Here is a 17505-nt window from a genome sequence, read left to right on the forward strand (position 1 = left end):
CGGACGTGGCATATTTCGTCCTCTCCACCGTCTGGCGCGATGATCATCACCTGTCCACATTGCCAGACCAAGTACCAGGTGACCTATGAGGCCATCGGGTCGGCCGGGCGCAAGGTACAGTGCGCCCATTGCCAGCAGGCCTGGCAACAGCGGCCGCTGACCAAGGATGACGACACCGACGAGCAGAAGCAGGCCTTCGAGGCGATTGCCGAGGATAGCCTCGATGAGGCCATGCAGGCCGAAGAGCGCGAGGTTGCCGCCGAGGTGGCGGCGCGGCTCGAAGTCGAAAGCCGCGCGGCAGCCGGCAAGGTCGACCCCGCCTTGGTGCGAAAGCGACAGAAGGCCTTCACGCGTCGGCAGACGGCGATTGCGGCCGAACTGCCGCTGGCCCGGCTGCGCCGCTCGGTGCGCGTGGCGGGTTTAGTGCTGCTGGCCGCCACTGCAGCCACGGCCTATTTCGGTCGCCTGCAGGTGGTGGAGCGGTTTCCAGCGATGGCCGGCGTCTATGAGGCGGTCGGCCTGGGCGTCAACGTGGTGGGGCTGGACTTCTCCGATATGTCGAGCCTGAGGACGACGCGCGACGGCAAGGATGTGCTGATGGTCTCGGCGCAGATCGTGGGGCTCGAGCCTGAGCCGGCCGCGGTGCCAGATGTCGTGGTCACCCTGATCGACGTGCACGGGCACGCCATCTACGAATGGAGCGTCACGCCGGGGGTGCGCGACCTGATGGCCGGGGAGCGCGCGACCTTCAACACGCAACTGACCTTGCCGCCTGGCGAGGCGGAGCGCGTGCGCCTTACCTTTGCCGGCGGGCAGGGCATGCCCATCATTTCCGCCGAGGCCCATGCCGGCATGGACGAGGCGCAGGCAGGCGACTCGGCCGAGCCGCAGGAAACGGCCGCCGGACATGCCGGTCCAGATCACGATGCCGGCCATGCCGCGCCAGCCCAAACCGATCATGCGGCTCCCGCCGCACCCGAACACACGCCTACTCCGGAGCATCACTGATGGCCCGCATCCTGGTTGCCGAAGACGATCCATCGGTGCGCGCCTTCGTGGTCAGCGCCCTCACCATGAAGGGGCACGAAGTCGTCGCCGAGGAAGATGGCGGGCTCGCCGCGGAGACCGTCGATGCCGAGAATGGCCGCTTCGACCTGCTGCTCTCGGATATCAAGATGCCGATCATGGATGGCATCGGGCTGGCCCTGCATGTTGCCGCCAAGTTTCCCGATGTGATCATTGTGCTGATGACCGGCTTTGCCGACCAGCGCGAGCGGGCGCATGGGCTCGAGGCGCTGATCTACGACGTCATCACCAAGCCGTTCACCCTGGCGGACCTGCTGCAGAAGGTCGACGACGCGCTGGCCGGCAAGCCGGTGGAAGTGGTGTCGCTCGGTCGTCAAGCGCAACGGGAATAGGCGCTGGTCACGCCACCACCTTCTCCCAAGCGACCGTCACCACGCCCTTGCCATCGGCCAGGAACGCCCCATGGGCGTGCGCCTCTGCCTCGACATCGGCTGTCTCCGCCTTGGTCAACTCACGGAAGGGGAGAATGGTGATGGCGATGTCGTCCTTGCTGCGCTTGAGCGTCCAATTGCCTGATATGAAGCCATCGACCGTGTAGGCGGCGATATAGCCGTTCACCAGTACCATGCGATTGCGCGCCAGCTCGGGCTGGATGCGATAGCGGTCGGCAAAGCCGAGCCAGACATTGTCGTATTCGGGCATGAAGCGCACCGGAGCCGGGGTGTCCGGATCGGGCAACAACCCGTCGGGAATGTCGTAGAGCGTGCGGCCGTCCTCGCCGGTGAACTCGACCAGTTCACCCCGCAGCGCCTCGAAGGCCGGGGCCAGCTTGGTGAGGCCGGACCAGCTCTGCATGTCCATGATGCTGGCCGGGCCATAGGCGGCCAGATAGCGGCGCACCAGGTCGGGAAGGGCCATGGCGGGCCCCACGGGCGCGCCGGCCCAGTTCTCGATGCGGCTCAGCAGGGGCGGGCCGCCATGGCCCCAGACACGGGTCGGCGGGACCTGGATCAGCGTCTCGCTGCAATGCAGCACCTGCGCCAGCGCCAACGGCTCAGCATCGGGCCAGCTTTCGGCCAGGCGCTTGCCCAGATCGCCGCTGGTCAGGGGCGACTGGTCGAGCAGTTCGACACCGCGCTGGTGCACCGCGGCACGTTCGGCACTGCCGACCCGCTTGCGGAAGGTCGATTGCCAGGTGCGGTCGAGCACCGGCTGCATGACGGGCCGGATGGACCGCATGTCGTCGGCGGTGTGCAGATGAAGCGTCGTGCGCATGGTGGTGGCACGCAATACCGACTTGTCGTGGATAAGCGTCGTCAGGTCCGCGTGGCGAAAGTCGCGCAGCCGGTTCCACAGGCCCTGGTAGGGACCGCCGCTGGTCTGGGCCTGGAGCCCGAGCAGGAAGGCGATGGCGTCGGGGATGGCGACATCGGCGCGTTCGAGCATCCACTGGCGCGCCAGCGTGGCGCGGTTGAGCTGGCGATCGGTCAGCGTCTGCGGCATGGCGGTCTCCTCGGGATAGGAGACTATGCGGCAGTGGCGCTGACAAGGGGTGACAGCAGTGGGTCTGATGCCCGCCAAGCCTTCCACCCCCTCAATCGTCACCCTCGGCCTTGAGCCGAGGGCTCTTCACTGACGATATCTCAGTAAGTGCAGCCCCCTCGGGTCAAGCCCGAGGGTGACGTCCGGTGGGTGGGAGTAAGTTCAAACCCAGTCCGGGACGCTATCGAGCGCGATCAGTTCGTCCAGGCTCTTGCGCGGACGGATGACGTGCCAGCGGTCGCCATCGACCAGCACTTCGGGGATCAGGGCGCGGGAATTGTAGGTCGAGGCCATGACGGCGCCATAGGCGCCGGCGCTCATCACGGCCAGGAGGTCGCCTTCCTTGACGCCGGGCATGGTGCGGGCCTTGGCGAGGTAGTCGCCGGTCTCGCAGACCGGGCCGACGATGTCGGCGGTAATGGGCGCCAGGTTGGAATGGTTGACCGGCACGATGTCGTGGTGAGCTTCGTAGAGCGTGGGGCGGATCAGGTCGTTCATCGCCGCATCGACGATGACGAAATTGGTGCCGCCTTCCTTCACATATTCGACCTTGGTCACCAGGATACCGGCATTGCCGACCAGCAGGCGCCCCGGCTCGATGACCAGGGTGCAGCCGAGCTGACCGATCTTGTCGCGCACGACGGCGGCGTAGGCGCTGGGGAGCGGCGGGGCGGTCTCGTCGACATTGTAGGGAATGCCCAGGCCGCCGCCGACATCGACATGCTTGATATCGTGGCCATCGGCGCGCAGGGCCTTGACCAGTTCGGCCATCAGGCCAAAGGCGGTGCCGAAGGGTTCGAGATCGGTCAGCTGGCTGCCGATATGCATGTCGACGCCGACGGCCTCGACATTGGGCAGCTCGGCGATGCGGCGATAGACATCGCGGGCGCGGGCATAGGGAATGCCGAACTTGTTCTCCGCCTTGCCGGTCGAGATCTTGGCGTGGGTGCGGGCATCGACGTCGGGGTTGACGCGGACGGACACGCGCGCGGTGGGGCCCATGTCGGCGGCGATCATCGACAGGCGCTCGAGCTCGGGCTCGCTCTCGACGTTGAAGCACTTGATGCCGGCCTCGAGGCCGCGGCGCATTTCGCCCACGGTCTTGGCCACGCCGGAAAAGACGATCATCTCCGGCTTGATGCCGGCGGCCAGGGCGCGCTCGAGCTCGCCCAGCGAGACCACGTCGGCGCCCGCGCCTTCGGAGGCCATGAGCTTGAGCACGGCCTGATTGGAATTGGCCTTCATGGCATAGGCCATGAGCGTCGGAATGCCCTCAAAGGCGGCCTTCACCACCCGGACGTGGCGCCGCAGCGTGGCGCTCGAATAAACGTAGAAAGGCGTTCCTACCTTGACAGCGAGATCGTTGAGATTGACGTCCTCGGCATAGAGGGTGTCGTCGCGGTGGTTGAAGTGGTGGACCATGCTTGCCCCGATCGTTGTGCAAACACCAGGTCACCCCGGCGCAGGCCGGGGTCCAGGTCCGCATTCATCCCCACACATCCGACGTGCGGGTCGTTCCGGACATGGATTCCGGCCTTCGCCGGAATGACATCGAGTGTCAAATGTTTCGCGGCAATCCCTAGTTCACCGCCACCGAAAACGAAAGCAAGACTTAGCGATCCGGCTCATAAGCGGTTTCGATGCGATCGGCGACCATCGACTGCAGCTGCCAGAGATGGGGGTCGTGGATGCCGATTTCCTCGAGGTGCTGCACCGTAGCAAAGAGATACTCGGCCATCGAGCCGCGCGTGCCAACCGCGGTGGCCAGGACATCGGCAATGGCATCGACGGAGAGGCCCGAGACATAGCGGCCCGAGTTGCGGTCGATGCAGAAGGTGATGGCCCGGATGGTGCGATCGCCGCTGCGGACATTGACCCAGCGCGGCGGAAAGGGCGAGGGCAGCCAGCCCATCTCGCGTTCGAGCAGCTTGGTCATGCAATCGTCGATCTGCCCCGGAGGCAGGCGGTAGAGTACGCCCTTGCAGGCGCCACCGCGATCCAGCGCCAGCATCAGGCCGGGCGTCTTGTCCGAGCCGCGGAAGCGGTTGTTCCAGCCCAGACAAAAGGCGCGGTGCCAGCCCCGCACCAGCCCGGTGCGCATTTCGACGAAGTCGCAGGCCGGCTTCCAGATCAGCGAGCCATAGGCGAAGATCCAGACCTCGTCATGCTCGGGGCGCGGCCCGAGCAACTCGGCGATGGTGCGCTGGTGGTCGTCCGGCGTTGCCGCGCGCATGCCTGATGGCGGCGGCGGCATGTCCTCGGACGGAGCCTCGGGCGTGAGGTAGCCGACATGGCGCTCGGTGAGCCGCATCTGCCGGGGAAGTTTAGGCACTCGGCGCTCCATTTCCCACTGACATCGTGATGGAACAGGATCGTGGGATTTGCCGTCCTATTCAACCCCGCCATCACCGCCGCCGCCATGCTTTTTCTTGCCCAGCGGGCGTGGCTCATGGGCCACGCCGGTGAGTTCGGTCTTCCAGCGTGCCGCCTGGATCAGCACATTGGCCGGTGCCGTGCCGCCATAGCTCTGGCGCGCGGCGACCGAGGCTTCGACGGTCAGCACCTTGTGGATGCGGCTGTCGATGCGCTGGTCGATGAACTTGAAGTCCTCGATGGTGAGGCCCTCGAGGCCGCAATTCTTCTGCTCGGCCAGGGCGACGATCTGCCCGGTAATGTGATGGGCATCGCGGAAGGGGATGTTGAGCTGGCGCACCAGCCAGTCGGCAATGTCGGTGGCGGTCGAAAAACCGGCGGACGCGGAAGCGCGCATGCGCTCGCGATTGGCCGTCATGTCGCCGACCATGCCGGTCATGGCGGCCAGCGACAGCGACAGCGAATCCAGGGCGTCGAAGGCGACTTCCTTGTCTTCCTGCATGTCCTTGGAATAGGCGAGCGGCAGGCCCTTCATCACGACGAGCAGCGATGTGAGCGCGCCAAGGATGCGGCCGATCTTGGCGCGCACCAGTTCGGCGGCATCCGGATTGCGCTTTTGCGGCATAATGGATGAGCCGGTGGTGAACTTGTCGCTGAGCCGGACGAAGCCGAACTGGGCCGAGCTCCAGATCACCATTTCCTCGGCGAAGCGGGACAGGTGCATGGCGCAGATCGAGGCCGCGGCCAGGGTCTCGAGGATGAAATCGCGGTCCGAGACGGCATCGAGCGAATTGGCGGTGGGGCGGTCGAAGCCGAGCTTTTCGGCCGTCATGTGCCGGTCGATCGGGTAGGGCGTGCCGGCCAAAGCCGCTGAGCCGAGGGGCGACTCGTTGAGGCGCTTGCGTGCGTCGAGCAGGCGGCCGGCGTCGCGGCCGAGCATTTCGACATAGGCGAGCAGGTGATGGCCGAAGGTCACCGGCTGGGCGCTCTGCAGGTGGGTGAAGCCGGGCATGATGGTCTCGGCTTCTTCCTCGGCGCGGGTGACGAGAGCCAGCTGCAGGGTGTGGACCTGCACTACCAGCGTGTCGATGGTGTCGCGGACATAGAGCTTGAAATCGGTCGCCACCTGGTCGTTGCGCGAGCGGGCGGTGTGCAGCCGGCCGGCGGCGTCGCCGATTTTTTCGCGCAGCTTGCTTTCGACATTCATGTGAATGTCTTCGAGCGCCCGCGAGAACGTGAAAGAGCCGCCCTCGATTTCAGCCAGCACCTCGTTTAGACCGGCAATGATGGCGTCGCGGTCTTCCTGCGTCAGAATGCCCGTCTCGGCGAGCATTGTCGCGTGGGCGATCGATCCGGCAATATCCTGGCGGAACAGGCGCTGGTCGAAGCCGATCGAGGCGTTGATTTCCTCCATGATGGCGTCGGGGCCGGTGGCAAACCGTCCGCCCCACATCTTGTTGCTCATTTCCGGAGACCTCTATGACCGACACGCAAGCGCCTCGCCCGGGAGCAACGAGCCGGGTCCGGCTGTGGGTCGTCCTGGGCTTGGCGGGATTGGCCGTAGCTATAGCGGCGTGGTTCTGGCTCGGCAATGCCGCCGGGGCAAAGGAATGCCCGGTTCAGGCCGAGGAGGCGGCGGCCATTGGCGATGCTGCAGTGGGGGAACTGGCGGCGCTCAATGGCACGGGCGAAGGACGCGGCTACGCCACCATGGCCTTCAAGGACGCCGATGGCGCCGACATGACCATCGCCGACTTCAAGGGCAAGGCCCTGCTGGTCAATTTCTGGGCCAGCTGGTGCGTACCGTGCCGCGAGGAAATGCCGGCCCTTGATGCGCTGGCGACCAAGTACAATTCGGACGCGTTCATGGTGCTGCCCATCAATCTCGATATCGGCGAAGGCGGGCTCGACAAGGCCAAGGCCTTTCTCGAGGAGAATGGCTTCGCCAACCTGCCACTTTTTGCCGACAACAGTTTCGCGGCTTTCGAGCGGCTCAAGCAGCAGGCGGTCGCCGTCGGCCTGCCGGCGACGCTGGTGCTCGACGAGAATGGGTGCGAGCTGGCGGTGCTGCAGGGGCCCGCGCATTGGGACACGCCCGATGGCGAAGCGGTGATCGAAAGGCTGCTCGCATTGGGCGCCTGAGGAGGTCAGCCGGCGCCCGATGCGAGCCTTCGGCTTACGCCGCCTTGTGCTCGGCGGCATACATGCCGAGGTAGTAGTCGAGGTTGTCGTCGCGCAGGCCCAGGGTCTGCAGGACCCCACCCATGAAGCTCACAGGCGCCGTGCCGGGAGCGGTGACGATCTTGCCTGATACGACCGCGTCGGGCTGATCCCGGTAGTGGGCCGCACCCTTGTAGCCAGTCGGCCTGAGATTGTCGGTCGAGTTGGACGTGTGTTCGACCGTGTCGAGCAATCCAGCCCTGGCCATGGCCAGCGTCGCGTCGCAAATGGCCGCCACCGTCTTGCCGGCGTCGCGCGCGGCCAGCAGCACCTTGGCGATATCGGGCGCATCGGGCTGGCTCCAGGCCGTGCCGCCATTGACCACCAGTGCATCGATGGCGTCGACGTCGATATCCTCCACCGCCAGATCGGGTGTCACCTTGAGGCCGCCCGACGACGTCACCGGCTTGCCGCCCGGTGTAGCGAAGCGGGTGTCGATCTGGAAATAGGATCGGGCCGCCGCGTTGAGCAGGGCGGTTTCCCAGTCGGCGTAGCCGTCGGTCAGAATGGTCACGATAGAGGTCATCTGGCTTCTCCCTGTTGATGGCGCCAAAACTGGTCCGCCCATGCGACAGAGCGTGTCAGCAGGTCCAAAAGCCCGTCAGCGTTGGCGGGTCGCATTGAGGTGAGCCGCCCGCGCTGCTAAGAGGGGCCGGTCTTCCGCCGTTCCGGAGCCGTTTTACCGTGCTGTTTGCCCGTCGCCTTGTCCTTGTCCTCATGCTGGCCCTGCTCAGCCTGATGCCTGCCCGTGCCAATCCGATGCTGCTGGTGGATATGGATACGTTTGACGTGCTCTACGCCCAGGAGGCCGGCCAGCCCTGGCATCCGGCATCGTTGACCAAGCTGATGACGGCCTATGTCGCCTTCGAGCAGATTGCGCTGGGCAAGGCCACGCTCGATACGCCCGTGGTGATTTCCAAGAAGGCCTTCAACCAGGCGCCATCCAAGTCCGGCCTGGCCGTGGGGAGCGCCCTGACGCTCCAGGACGCGCTCTACGTCATGCTGGTCAAGTCGGCCAATGACGTGGCCATGGCCATTGCCGAAACCCTTGCCGGCGACGAGGCCGGCTATGTGGCGCTGATGAACGATGCAGCCCGGCGCATGGGGCTGACGGCAACCCACTACACCAACCCCAACGGGCTGCATGACCCCGCGCAGATGACCTCGGCGCGCGACCTGGCGGTGCTGTCGCTCTATATCCGCCAGAGCTTTCCGCAATATATGCCCATCTTCGGCACCGCCAATGTCGTGCTCAACGGCAAGACGCTGGAATCGGAAAACAAGCTGCTGCAGAGCTTTGCCGGCACCACCGGCATGAAGACCGGCTTCGTCTGCGCCTCGGGTCTCAACATGGTGGCGACGGTTGATCGAAACGGACGGCGGCTGCTGGCGGTGATCCTGGGCGGTTCATCGGCCCGCGACCGCAACGAGCATGCCGCCGAACTGATCCTGCGTGGCCTATCGGGTTCGGCCCAGCCCAATGGACAGACGGTGCTGACACTGGGCAACAATCCGGGCGCCGCACCAGTCGACATGCGTCCGCTGATCTGCGGCAAGGATGCCAAGACCTATGTCGCGGCCCAGGAAGCGGCCTTTCCCATGGGTCTGAAGGGCCAGCCGAGCTTTCTGACCGACACGGTGGCGGCAACCTCCTATGTGGCGACCGATCTCGGGCGCATCGCGGTTGGGGTCAACTTGCCACGCCCGCGCCCGGTGCACCTGCCGGTCTTCACCACGCCGACCGCAGAAGCCTCGCTCGATGGCGCGCTGCGTCCTGGGATGCCGGCCACCGCTTCGGATGCCGTGCCGTTTCCTCGGCCCCGCCCGAATTTCTAGGTCCTAGCGCCGGTTCCATGCGCCGGGCGCAAAATGCCGCGCCCAGCCATGGCGCTCCCGCATGGCGTTAACCTTGTTCCTTACCGGGGTGTTAATTTTTTCCGTCGCATTTTGCGGAAAGCCACTCCCTTTTTCTGAGAACGAGGACATCCATGAAGCGCCTTGGCATCATGCTTTCCGCGATCCTTCTGCTGACTTCCGCCAGCCAGGCCGCCGATCTGGGCTGGAACAGCGGCGCCAGCCCGATCTATTCACCCACCCCGGCCACAGGCTGGTCCGGCTTCTATGCCGGCGTCAGCGGCGGCTATGGCTTCGGCACGGCAACCGTGTCGCCAGCCCCCGGGGCGCAGGCCACCAACAGCACCGGCGGCTGGAACCTGGGCGGCCAGGCTGGCTATAACGTGGATATGGGCGGCTTCATCCTGGGTGCGGAAGCAGACCTGCAATGGTCCAATATCGGCTATACCGAGGATATTGCCGGCGTCGGCTCATTCAAGACCGGCATCGACTTCTATGGCACGCTGCGCGGTCGTGCGGGCATGGCCTTCGGCCAGGTGATGCCCTATGTCACCGGCGGTGTGGCGGCGGGCCGCGGTTCGGCGAGCCTGACCAATCCGGGCGGGGTCACCACCTCGCAGTCGGCCACCCACACGGGCTGGACCGCCGGCGTCGGCCTTGAAGCGCAGGCGACGCAGAATATCTCGATCAAGGCGGAATACCTCTACGTCGACCTGGGTACCCAGAGCTATAGCGGGCTGCCGGTCGGCAATATCGACGCGACGCAGCGCTTCAGCGTGGTGCGTGCGGGCCTCAACTACAAGTTCTAGCCAGCTCTCGATATCCTCCTCCAAAGTCGGCCGATGCCGGCGGCAGTTCTGTCGCCGGCATCTGCTTGTCCGGCATGCGCCGTTCGATTAGACGGCGGCACGACGCCGGTCGGCAAGCTCCTCGACCACGATCAGGGCAATGCCCAGGACCACGAGCGGAAAAACCAGCAGGTTAAGTACCCACCAGCCGACGGCGGCGATCAGTCCGCCCGAGGCAAAGGTTACCAGCGCGATGATGGAGAACAGGGCAAATTCGCTGAAGGCCTGGGTCTTGGCGGCTTCCTCAGGACGATAGAGATCGGTGATCATGGCGGTGCCGGCGATAAAGCCGAAATTCCAACCGACACCGAGCAGGGTCAGCAACAGCCAGAACTGGGCGACGCTGGTGCCGGTCAGCGCTACGCCGGCGGCGGCAGCGATCAGGAGGAAACCGGCAGCGGCGATGGTCGAGCGGCCAAAGCGGGCGATGAGACGGCCGGTAAAGAAGCTCGGACCGAACATGGCCAGGACATGGAAGATGATGCCGATCTGCGCGTCGGAGACCGAATGCCCGCACAGCTTGACCATGGCCAGCGGCGTTGCCGTCATGATCAGGCTCATCATCGCATAGGCCGAAACAGTGATCAGCATGGCCAAGAGGTAGCGGGGCTGGCTGATGATCCGGCTGAGCGGCCGGCCATTTTGCCCGGTGGCAAGTTGCTTGGGCATGGGGACGCGAAGCCGTGCCAGCAGCGGAACGGCGCAGAGGAACAGCAGCGCCAGCAGGAAGAACGGGCCGGCATAGGGGGCATCCGGCCAGATGCTGCGGCCGTGGATGGCCAGTTGCGGGCCTGCTATGCCCGAGACGATCCCACCGGCCATGACCCAGGCGATCGCCTGATCCTTGAAGGCGGGCTCGGATGCGTCCGCCGCGGCGAACCGATATTGCTGGAGAAAGGCGGCGGCCCCGCCCAGCACCATCATGCCCATGGCAAACAACCAGAACGAGCCCAGGCCCAGCGCCAGGCTGGCGAGGCCCGCCCCGCTGGCGCCGACCAGGGCGCCGGTGATGAAGCCGGCGCGCCGGCCGACGCGCCGCATCAGCAGGGCCGCCGGGATGGCTGCGATGGCCGAGCCGATCACGAAGGTGGTGACCGGCATGGTGGAGAGGCTCAGTGCATCGGCCGGCAGGACCGAGGCGCCCGCCAGGCCCCCCGAGCCGATGGCGATCGGACCGACCGATCCGGCAATGGCACTGCTGGCAGCCAGCAGCAGGGCCGTCCTTTGCGATTGGCCAAACGGCAGGCGGGCGGGTTGGCTCATCTGGATGCGGCCTCCAAGTGCCTTGCTCATGTCATGACTTGAACCGCCCTGTCGATGCCGGTTCGTGTCAATGACGCATGAGCCTTGCCCGCTGCGACAGGTCGGGCTTATTTCGATGCGGGCACGATGGTTTGCATCATCCGGCTGGAAAGGATCAAGCATGACGACTGGCGCGATACGCACAGGAACGGCTGGCTGGGTGTTCGAACCCTGGCGCGGCACGTTTTTTCCCGAAGGTCTGGTGCAGAAAAAGGAGCTCGCCTATGCCAGCTCCCGGCTCGGCACGATCGAGATCAACGCCACGTTCCGCGCCAACCAGAAGCCGGAGAGCTTTGCCAAATGGGCTGGCGAGGCGCGTGACGGCTTCATCTTCTCGATCAAGGGGCCGCAGCTGGTGACCCACATCAAGCGGCTCAAGAACTGCGAGCAGGAGCTGGCCAATTTCTTTGCCTCGGGGCCCCTGGCATTGGGGTCCAAACTGGGACCGTTCGTGTGGCAGCTGCCGCCCAATATCACTTACAGTAGGGAGGTGCTGGAAACCTTCCTCCAATTGCTGCCCCGCACGACGAGCGACTACGTGGCCCTCGCCGGCAAGGCCGATGATCGGCTCAAGTCAACGCCCTTTCTTGCCACCGAAGGCGTCGGCCCGATCCGGCATGCCATCGAGATGCGCAATGCCAGTTTCACGGTGCCCGAGGTCGATGCCCTGCTGGGCCAATACAATGTCGCTCGCGTCATCGCCGACACGGCGGAAAATCCATCGCGCGAGCTGACCGCCGACTTCGCCTATTGCCGGTTGCAGGGGCCGCCGCGCGGCAATGGCTATCAGGCAGCCGACATCGCGGAATGGGCAGCGACTGCGAAGGCATGGGCCGCAGTGGGCAAAGACGTGTTCGCCTATTTCGTCCACGAGGACAAGCTCCACGCCCCGGCCAACGCCATCGCCCTGCGCCAGGCGGCCGGGATCCGCCTGGATGGCGATTGAGTCCGAGACCATCACAAGCCCGTTTCCGGCTGGAATTCGCCGCAATAGCGGTCTATCCAACCGCCACAAGCGTCACCCCAAGAGATCCCGCAGCATGGCCGCATCGATTATCCACCCGCTCGACAAGAAATCGGCGGGCCTAGCCTTTGTCCTGGGGCTGGTGACTATCCTCGCCGCCTGGGGATCGCAGCTGATCGGCGGCTTGCAGCCCTGCGAGCTCTGCCTAGAACAGCGCATGGCCTATTACTACGGCCTGCCGATCCTGTTGGCGGTGCTGATCACCTGGAACCGGCTGCCGCTGGCGGTTTGGTATGTCGCCATGGCGGTGGTCACCGCCATCTTCATCTGGGGCGCCTATATGGGCGCCTTTCATGCCGGTGTCGAATGGGGTTTCTGGCCGGGTCCGACTGCCTGCACGGGCGTGGGCGGGCCGATGGATTTCGACGCGCTCAACAACCTCACCCCCGTCATCGGCTGCGACGTGGTGCAGTTCCGTTTCCTGGGCATTTCGCTGGCCGGGTACAACGCGCTGATTTCGCTGGCGATCGTGGCGCTACTGGGCGTCTCGATGTGGGCCCAGGCCCGCCGCAGCAAGCGGGGCTAGTCGCCGAGTGCCGACGAAAGGTCCATGGCTGCGTGTAGCACACGCACGATGGTTACCACGTCGCCTTCGGCGAAATAGATGATCTCTTAGTTGCCATACGGCCGGCGACGCAGAGCTAGCGATTCATAGTTCGGTATGAGTGGATAGCGCAGCGGCTGATCTGCGAGCGACGTGCAGGCGCTGGCGAGTTCCGCCACATAGCTACGCGCACGCGAACGGCTGTCGGCAGCAATGAAACCGGTTATGCCGCGCAAATCGCGCCTGGACTCGTCTGAAAAGACGATCCTCATCACGACACCTTGCGCGCAATCCGGTCAATATGCTCATAGAGCTCCGCGAATACCTCGTCGGCGGGCGTCACGCGCCCCGCCGCTATATCAGCCATGCCAGCCTGGATTTTAGCATCAAGTTCGCGCAGCCGCACCTCGCGCTCCTGCACCAGCCGCACGCCTTCGCGCAGCACTTCGCTCTTGGAGTTGTAGCGACCGTTTTCGACTAGGTCCGCCACCACCTTTTCGAGGGTCTCGCCCAGTTCAGCGCTGATCGCCATCGTCAGATCTCCATGCCGGATCGAACCAATAATAGTTATTGGCGAACCCGCCGGCAAGAGATTGGCGGCTACGGCTCGAGCTCGATATCCCAGTACAGGTAGTCCAGCCAGCTCTGGTGCAGATGGTTGGGCGGGAAGGCGCGGCCGTTATTGTGCAGGTCGTGCACCGTAGGATGATACGGCTTCTGGTGCGGGAACATGTGGATTTCGCTGGGCATGCGGTTGGCCTTGCGCAGGTTGCACGGCGCGCAGGCGGCAACGACATTTTCCCAGGTGGTCTGGCCGCCCTTGGAGCGGGGAATGACGTGATCGAAGGTCAGGTCGTCCTTGCTGCCACAATATTGGCACTGGAAGCGATCGCGCAGGAAGACGTTGAAGCGGGTGAAGGCCGGATGGCGCGCCGGCTTGACGTAGTCGCGCAGCGAAACCACGCTGGGCAGTCGCATCTCGAAGCTGGGCGAATGGATGACGGTATCGTAGTGCGAAACGATATTGACCCGATCCAGGCACACCGCCTTGATGGCATCCTGCCACGACCAGAGCGAAAGTGGATAATAGCTGAGCGGCCGGAAATCGGCGTTCAACACCAGAGCGGGACAGGCCTCAGGCGACACGTGGATGGTCACTTGAGTCTCCCGAAACGGGAATCGAGTAAGTCCATAGCCCCCTTATACTAAGCCGTTTGTGTCAGGGCTGTGAAGCGGGGCAGGCGCGCTTTATTTTGTCGACAGGCGGGAGATGAAGTCCGTGGCAAAGGCCAGGCCATCGGGGGCGATGCCATGGGCGGCGCCAGGGCTCACATGGTAGCTCACGTCGTACCCAGCCAGCCTGAGGGCCACGTCGGCATCGGCACTGTGCTCGGGATCGACGACATCGTCGGCATCGCCATGGACAAGGCATACCGGCGTTTTGGCCCGGGACGCATCGCCGAAACCGTCAGGCGGCAGGAAAGCGCCGGAGAAGGCGATGATCCCCATCAGCGGCCCCTCCAGGGACAGGCCGGTATGCAGCGCCATCATCGCACCCTGGCTGAAGCCGGCCAGGATGGTGTTTTCCGGACCGATGCCCGACTGGCTCCAGAGATCGTTCAAGAATTCGAGCAGCACCGGCCGCGCGCGGACGACGCCTTCCTGCCGCCTGGCCAGGCGGTCACCGTCGAAGCTGACGTCGAACCACTGGAAGCCGAAGGCGAACTGCCGGCAGGGTTCGGGCGCATTGGGCGAGATGAAGACGGCGTCGGGTAATACGCCTTGCCAATGCGGCGCCAGGCCGATCAGGTCATTGCCGTCGCTGCCATAGCCATGCAGCAGCACAACGGCCTGTTTTGGAGCGCCGCCGGAGGCTGGGGGCAGCATGGGGCCGGAGAGCTTGGTCACAGAAGAATTCCTTCCCGGTCGCGCATGACCGCGAAATAGCGCCAGAACAGCAGGGCGGCGGCCGAACGATGCGGGGTCCAGCCCGCGGCGATGCCGATCATGTCCTTGATGGTGGGCCGAGCGTCAAGCCCGAGCCCCTGCTTCACCGCCTTGAGCAGGGCCAGGTCGCCAGCGGGGAAGACGTCGGGGTGCTGGGCGCAGAACATGAGATAGACTTCGGCGGTCCATGGACCGATGCCCTTGTGGGCAACCAGGTAGCGGACGGCTTCGTCGGCGGGCAGGGTCTCGAGATGGTCGAAATCGAGCGTACCGGCCACCATGGCCTCGGCGATCGCCAGCACCGTCCGGTACTTGCTGCCGGAAAAGCCAGCGCCGCGCACCTGCTCTTCGCTCAAGCTCAGGTAGGTCACCGGGTCGAGCGCGCCGGGCAGTTGCGCGAACCGGCTCCAGATGGCGCCGGCGCTGGCCACCGAAACCTGCTGGCCAGTGATGACCTTGGCAATGCCGGGAAAGCCCGGCGGCGAGATGCGCGGCTGCACCGGGCCGGCAAAGTCGCGCACCGCCGCCAAGCGCGGATCGATGGCCACGAGCATCTCGATATGGGCAGCAACCGCCTCGGCACTGTCGAGACGCGGTGACGGCGGCAAGGCGCTCATGTAGAAAACCCCGGTGTCAAAGCCGTCATCCAGTCCTGTCCTTCGCTTCGCCCCCAGCCCCAACGGGCGGCTGCATCTTGGCCATGCCTATTCCGCGCTCGTTACCTGGAACGCCGCCCGCCTGCTGGGCGGCACCGCGCTGCTGCGGATCGAAGACATTGATGCGGAACGCAGTAAACCCGAATTTGTCACAGCTATTGCAGAGGATTTGACCTGGCTGGGCCTCGACTGGCCCGAGCCCGTGATGCAGCAGTCGCACCGCATGGCAGTCTATGCCGATGCCGGCAACCATTTACGCGCCCAGGGGCTGCTCTATCCCTGCTTCTGCTCGCGCAGCGAGATCGCGGCAGCGGCCATGGCAACCGACCCGGATGGCGCGCCGCTCTATCCCGGGACCTGCCGCCACCTGGATCGTGGCACGCAGATCGAGCGGCTCGAACGGGGCGATCCGGTGCAGTTTCGCCTCGATGCCGAAGCCGCGACGGCCCGCACCGGCATGCTGACCTTTACCGCGGTCGGGCCTCTGGTGACGGATCGCCCGCAGGTCCGCTATGCGCGGCCGGAGCGCTGGGGCGACGTGGTGCTGCAGCGCAAGGGCACGCCCACCAGCTACCACCTCAGCGTCGTGGTCGACGATGCGGCGCAGGGCGTGACGCATGTGACGCGCGGCAGGGACATGGAGGCGGCAACCGATATCCATGTGCTGCTGCAGATGCTGCTGGGACTGCCGTCGCCGATCTACCACTTCCATCGGCTGATCCTGGATGACGAGGGCAAGAAGCTGAGCAAATCAAAAGGCTCGCAGAGCCTGGCGGATTTGCGAGCCATCGGATGGACACCCGCAGATGTGCGCCGGGCGGTAGGGCTTTAGGCCGAGGGGTCGGTTCCATGCTTGCCGATCATCCCCAGATGCGTGATGTCGAAGCCGCGGGTGGATTTGAGGCCATAGCCGAACAGCCGGTCGAAACCCGCATGCGCCAGCCATAGGGCGCCAAGCGCAGCGACCACTGGCATGGCCAGGACGATGCCGATCGCGAAGAGCCCAAGGCCGAAGGCATAGAGGTGGACCAGGTTGTAGATGACCGCGCCGATGCGATTGCCCGCCAAATAGGCCGCGAAGCCGAGATCGGGGGCAAAGAACAGGATCGCCGCCAGCCACCAGGTCAGCCCGCTGTCGGCCTGCCAGAACAGCAGCAGGCCTGCGAGAAAAACCAGGACCGCCTCGGCGCGCTGCCAGAGGATGAACTCGCCCATCACGCGGCCGCCTGCTGCGCGAAAAACGGCTTCACCGTCTCGGCCACGGCCACCTCGAACGGCGTATTGAAATCTGGCCCGAGTATGGCCTCGAGCCGCGGGTCGACAAGTTCCATCGGGTTGTTCCACAGATAGCGCATCTTGACCACTTCGCGGATCACGCCATTGGCCAGCCCCATGGCCTGGAGAATGATCCAGGGCAGCGGAGCGACCTTGAGCGGGACCGGCGCGGCCTTGACGATAGCATCCATCAAAGCGCCGTGGGTCACATAGTGGCCGGCGAAGTGGAAATTCTCGAAGGCGCCGAACTCTGCGCGTTTCTCGCCCAGCACGGCAAAGGCACGGCCCAGATCGGGCAGGTAGGCCCAGGCATGGCCCAGCTTGCGATCTGCCATATGGTAGATCTTGCCCTTCCTCACTTCCATTAGCATGGCCTGGTCATACCAGTCCCCGGTATTGCCCGGCGCGTAGAAATCGCCGGCCCTGACAATGATGGTCCGGAACTTGCCCGCCTTGCTGGCGGCGGCGAGCATTTCCTCCTGCCGCACCCGGATGGCGCCGCGTGGCGTCTGGGGGCGCTGGGGCGTCGGCGGGCTCATGCGGCGGTCGCTGGCGGCATAGTTGTAGACATTGCCGGGGAACATCAGGGTCTTGCCACTATCACCCATCGCGGTGATCACGGTGGCCAGTTGTGCTTCGGCGCGACCCTTGTCCCACCTGTCGTAGGGCAGGTTGAGGGCGTTGACGACGATGTCGGCATTGGCGATGGCGGCCCTGAGGTCGGCCAGGCTTCCGGCATCGCCCTTGATGAAGTCGACGCCTGCGATGGGGTGCCGGTTGGCGCGGCCGAAGCCGGTGACGGCGAAGCCCGCGGCGTGAAAGGCCTTGGCGGCGTGATGGCCAATATGGCCGTTGATACCCAGGATGGTGACCTTGCCCTTGCTCATCGAAAAA

The 17505-nt window shown here is 65.0% G+C and carries 21 protein-coding genes; 8 read left to right on the plus strand and 13 right to left on the minus strand.

Annotated features, from left to right (window positions below; all coding sequences use genetic code 11):
* Nucleotides 1-39 precede the first annotated feature (39 nt).
* Both JI749_RS04340 and JI749_RS04345 read left to right on the plus strand, forming a co-directional pair.
* A complete protein-coding gene (locus JI749_RS04340; RefSeq protein ID WP_201659670.1) occupies nt 40-1008 on the plus strand; it encodes a zinc-ribbon domain-containing protein in 969 nt (322 codons plus the stop codon).
* Nucleotides 1008-1418 carry a response regulator gene (locus tag JI749_RS04345; RefSeq protein WP_201659672.1) on the plus strand — a complete coding sequence of 137 codons (411 nt, stop codon included), beginning with the start codon at nt 1008-1010 and terminating at the stop codon, nt 1416-1418. Before JI749_RS04340 ends, JI749_RS04345 begins: the two co-directional genes overlap by 1 nt.
* Before the next feature lie 7 nt (nt 1419-1425).
* Here JI749_RS04345 and JI749_RS04350 read toward each other — a convergent pair whose 3' ends face one another.
* The 4 genes from JI749_RS04350 to argH all read right to left on the minus strand — a co-directional run bounded on the left by JI749_RS04350 (nt 1426) and on the right by argH (nt 6406).
* Complete coding sequence (locus tag JI749_RS04350; RefSeq protein ID WP_201659675.1) at nt 1426-2529, minus strand: winged helix DNA-binding domain-containing protein; 1104 nt, start codon at nt 2527-2529, stop codon at nt 1426-1428.
* A gap of 201 nt (nt 2530-2730) precedes the next feature.
* Complete coding sequence (lysA, locus tag JI749_RS04355) at nt 2731-3990, minus strand: diaminopimelate decarboxylase (protein ID WP_201659678.1); 1260 nt, start codon at nt 3988-3990, stop codon at nt 2731-2733.
* Nucleotides 3991-4180: 190 nt separating this feature from the next.
* Nucleotides 4181-4900 carry a gamma-glutamylcyclotransferase gene (locus tag JI749_RS04360; protein ID WP_201659681.1) on the minus strand — a complete coding sequence of 240 codons (720 nt, stop codon included), beginning with the start codon at nt 4898-4900 and terminating at the stop codon, nt 4181-4183.
* A 57-nt stretch (nt 4901-4957) separates the two neighbouring features.
* The gene (argH, locus tag JI749_RS04365) at nt 4958-6406 is read right to left on the minus strand and encodes an argininosuccinate lyase (protein WP_201659684.1); all 1449 of its coding nucleotides are present in this window, start codon (nt 6404-6406) and stop codon (nt 4958-4960) included.
* A gap of 14 nt (nt 6407-6420) precedes the next feature.
* Here argH and JI749_RS04370 point away from each other — a divergent pair, with 14 nt between their 5' ends.
* Nucleotides 6421-7083: a redoxin family protein gene (locus JI749_RS04370; protein ID WP_233280857.1), complete on the plus strand. Its 663-nt coding sequence runs from the start codon at nt 6421-6423 to the stop codon at nt 7081-7083.
* A 34-nt stretch (nt 7084-7117) separates the two neighbouring features.
* Here the strand turns inward: JI749_RS04370 and JI749_RS04375 are convergent, their stop codons facing one another.
* The gene (locus tag JI749_RS04375) at nt 7118-7687 is read right to left on the minus strand and encodes a type 1 glutamine amidotransferase family protein (protein ID WP_201659687.1); all 570 of its coding nucleotides are present in this window, start codon (nt 7685-7687) and stop codon (nt 7118-7120) included.
* A gap of 158 nt (nt 7688-7845) precedes the next feature.
* Here JI749_RS04375 and JI749_RS04380 point away from each other — a divergent pair, with 158 nt between their 5' ends.
* Together JI749_RS04380 and JI749_RS04385 are read left to right on the plus strand one after the other, a co-directional pair.
* The gene (locus JI749_RS04380; RefSeq protein WP_201659690.1) at nt 7846-8997 is read left to right on the plus strand and encodes a D-alanyl-D-alanine carboxypeptidase family protein; all 1152 of its coding nucleotides are present in this window, start codon (nt 7846-7848) and stop codon (nt 8995-8997) included.
* Between the two features lie 152 nt (nt 8998-9149).
* Nucleotides 9150-9824: an outer membrane protein gene (locus JI749_RS04385; protein ID WP_201659693.1), complete on the plus strand. Its 675-nt coding sequence runs from the start codon at nt 9150-9152 to the stop codon at nt 9822-9824.
* Nucleotides 9825-9911: 87 nt separating this feature from the next.
* Here the strand turns inward: JI749_RS04385 and JI749_RS04390 are convergent, their stop codons facing one another.
* Nucleotides 9912-11126: an MFS transporter gene (locus JI749_RS04390; RefSeq protein ID WP_201659697.1), complete on the minus strand. Its 1215-nt coding sequence runs from the start codon at nt 11124-11126 to the stop codon at nt 9912-9914.
* Nucleotides 11127-11286: 160 nt separating this feature from the next.
* Between JI749_RS04390 and JI749_RS04395 the strand changes: the two genes are divergently transcribed.
* Nucleotides 11287-12111, plus strand: coding sequence for a DUF72 domain-containing protein (locus JI749_RS04395; RefSeq protein WP_201659700.1), 825 nt, complete (start codon nt 11287-11289; stop codon nt 12109-12111).
* Nucleotides 12112-12205: 94 nt separating this feature from the next.
* Entirely contained in the window at nt 12206-12715 is a 510-nt protein-coding gene (locus tag JI749_RS04400) for a disulfide bond formation protein B (RefSeq protein WP_201659703.1), read from the plus strand.
* 86 nt (nt 12716-12801) lie between these two features.
* Here the strand turns inward: JI749_RS04400 and JI749_RS17630 are convergent, their stop codons facing one another.
* From JI749_RS17630 to JI749_RS04425, 5 genes are all read right to left on the minus strand, one after another.
* Complete coding sequence (locus tag JI749_RS17630; RefSeq protein ID WP_201659706.1) at nt 12802-13005, minus strand: type II toxin-antitoxin system RelE/ParE family toxin; 204 nt, start codon at nt 13003-13005, stop codon at nt 12802-12804.
* On the minus strand, nt 13005-13265 hold the full coding sequence (locus tag JI749_RS04410; RefSeq protein ID WP_201659711.1) for a type II toxin-antitoxin system ParD family antitoxin: 261 nt from the start codon (nt 13263-13265) through the stop codon (nt 13005-13007). Before JI749_RS04410 ends, JI749_RS17630 begins: the two co-directional genes overlap by 1 nt.
* Nucleotides 13266-13333: 68 nt before the next feature.
* Nucleotides 13334-13891 carry an HNH endonuclease gene (locus JI749_RS04415; protein ID WP_201659714.1) on the minus strand — a complete coding sequence of 186 codons (558 nt, stop codon included), beginning with the start codon at nt 13889-13891 and terminating at the stop codon, nt 13334-13336.
* Nucleotides 13892-13981: 90 nt separating this feature from the next.
* Nucleotides 13982-14641 (minus strand): alpha/beta hydrolase, encoded by a 660-nt coding sequence (locus tag JI749_RS04420; protein ID WP_201659717.1) that lies wholly within the window; start codon nt 14639-14641, stop codon nt 13982-13984.
* Nucleotides 14638-15297, minus strand: coding sequence for a DNA-3-methyladenine glycosylase family protein (locus JI749_RS04425; RefSeq protein ID WP_201659720.1), 660 nt, complete (start codon nt 15295-15297; stop codon nt 14638-14640). Before JI749_RS04425 ends, JI749_RS04420 begins: the two co-directional genes overlap by 4 nt.
* Nucleotides 15298-15310: 13 nt before the next feature.
* Here JI749_RS04425 and gluQRS point away from each other — a divergent pair, with 13 nt between their 5' ends.
* Nucleotides 15311-16168 carry a tRNA glutamyl-Q(34) synthetase GluQRS gene (gene gluQRS, locus JI749_RS04430; protein WP_201659723.1) on the plus strand — a complete coding sequence of 286 codons (858 nt, stop codon included), beginning with the start codon at nt 15311-15313 and terminating at the stop codon, nt 16166-16168.
* Here gluQRS and JI749_RS04435 read toward each other — a convergent pair.
* Nucleotides 16165-16551, minus strand: a complete 387-nt coding sequence (locus JI749_RS04435) for a DUF4260 domain-containing protein (protein ID WP_201659726.1) — start codon at nt 16549-16551, stop codon at nt 16165-16167. The genes gluQRS and JI749_RS04435 overlap by 4 nt on opposite strands.
* Nucleotides 16551-17498 carry an NAD-dependent epimerase/dehydratase family protein gene (locus tag JI749_RS04440; RefSeq protein WP_201659729.1) on the minus strand — a complete coding sequence of 316 codons (948 nt, stop codon included), beginning with the start codon at nt 17496-17498 and terminating at the stop codon, nt 16551-16553. The genes JI749_RS04435 and JI749_RS04440 overlap by 1 nt, the downstream gene beginning before the upstream one ends.
* Nucleotides 17499-17505 lie beyond the last annotated feature (7 nt).

It is taken from the genome of Devosia oryziradicis, from assembly GCF_016698645.1.
Taxonomy (GTDB): domain Bacteria; phylum Pseudomonadota; class Alphaproteobacteria; order Rhizobiales; family Devosiaceae; genus Devosia; species Devosia oryziradicis.

Excerpts from the sequence above, each read along its gene's own strand:
- JI749_RS04340 (WP_201659670.1), top strand. The coding sequence starts at position 40 with ATGATCATCACCTGTCCACATTGCCAGACCAAGTACCAGGTGACCTAT.
- JI749_RS04375 (WP_201659687.1), bottom strand. The coding sequence starts at position 7,687 with ATGACCTCTATCGTGACCATTCTGACCGACGGCTACGCCGACTGGGAA.
- JI749_RS04400 (WP_201659703.1), top strand. The coding sequence starts at position 12,206 with ATGGCCGCATCGATTATCCACCCGCTCGACAAGAAATCGGCGGGCCTA.
- JI749_RS17630 (WP_201659706.1), bottom strand. The coding sequence starts at position 13,005 with ATGAGGATCGTCTTTTCAGACGAGTCCAGGCGCGATTTGCGCGGCATA.
- JI749_RS04440 (WP_201659729.1), bottom strand. The coding sequence starts at position 17,498 with ATGAGCAAGGGCAAGGTCACCATCCTGGGTATCAACGGCCATATTGGC.
- JI749_RS04395 (WP_201659700.1), top strand. The coding sequence starts at position 11,287 with ATGACGACTGGCGCGATACGCACAGGAACGGCTGGCTGGGTGTTCGAA.
- JI749_RS04345 (WP_201659672.1), top strand. The coding sequence starts at position 1,008 with ATGGCCCGCATCCTGGTTGCCGAAGACGATCCATCGGTGCGCGCCTTC.
- JI749_RS04410 (WP_201659711.1), bottom strand. The coding sequence starts at position 13,265 with ATGGCGATCAGCGCTGAACTGGGCGAGACCCTCGAAAAGGTGGTGGCG.
- JI749_RS04385 (WP_201659693.1), top strand. The coding sequence starts at position 9,150 with ATGAAGCGCCTTGGCATCATGCTTTCCGCGATCCTTCTGCTGACTTCC.
- JI749_RS04435 (WP_201659726.1), bottom strand. The coding sequence starts at position 16,551 with ATGGGCGAGTTCATCCTCTGGCAGCGCGCCGAGGCGGTCCTGGTTTTT.
- JI749_RS04390 (WP_201659697.1), bottom strand. The coding sequence starts at position 11,126 with ATGAGCCAACCCGCCCGCCTGCCGTTTGGCCAATCGCAAAGGACGGCC.
- JI749_RS04370 (WP_233280857.1), top strand. The coding sequence starts at position 6,421 with ATGACCGACACGCAAGCGCCTCGCCCGGGAGCAACGAGCCGGGTCCGG.
- lysA (WP_201659678.1), bottom strand. The coding sequence starts at position 3,990 with ATGGTCCACCACTTCAACCACCGCGACGACACCCTCTATGCCGAGGAC.
- JI749_RS04425 (WP_201659720.1), bottom strand. The coding sequence starts at position 15,297 with ATGAGCGCCTTGCCGCCGTCACCGCGTCTCGACAGTGCCGAGGCGGTT.
- argH (WP_201659684.1), bottom strand. The coding sequence starts at position 6,406 with ATGAGCAACAAGATGTGGGGCGGACGGTTTGCCACCGGCCCCGACGCC.
- JI749_RS04350 (WP_201659675.1), bottom strand. The coding sequence starts at position 2,529 with ATGCCGCAGACGCTGACCGATCGCCAGCTCAACCGCGCCACGCTGGCG.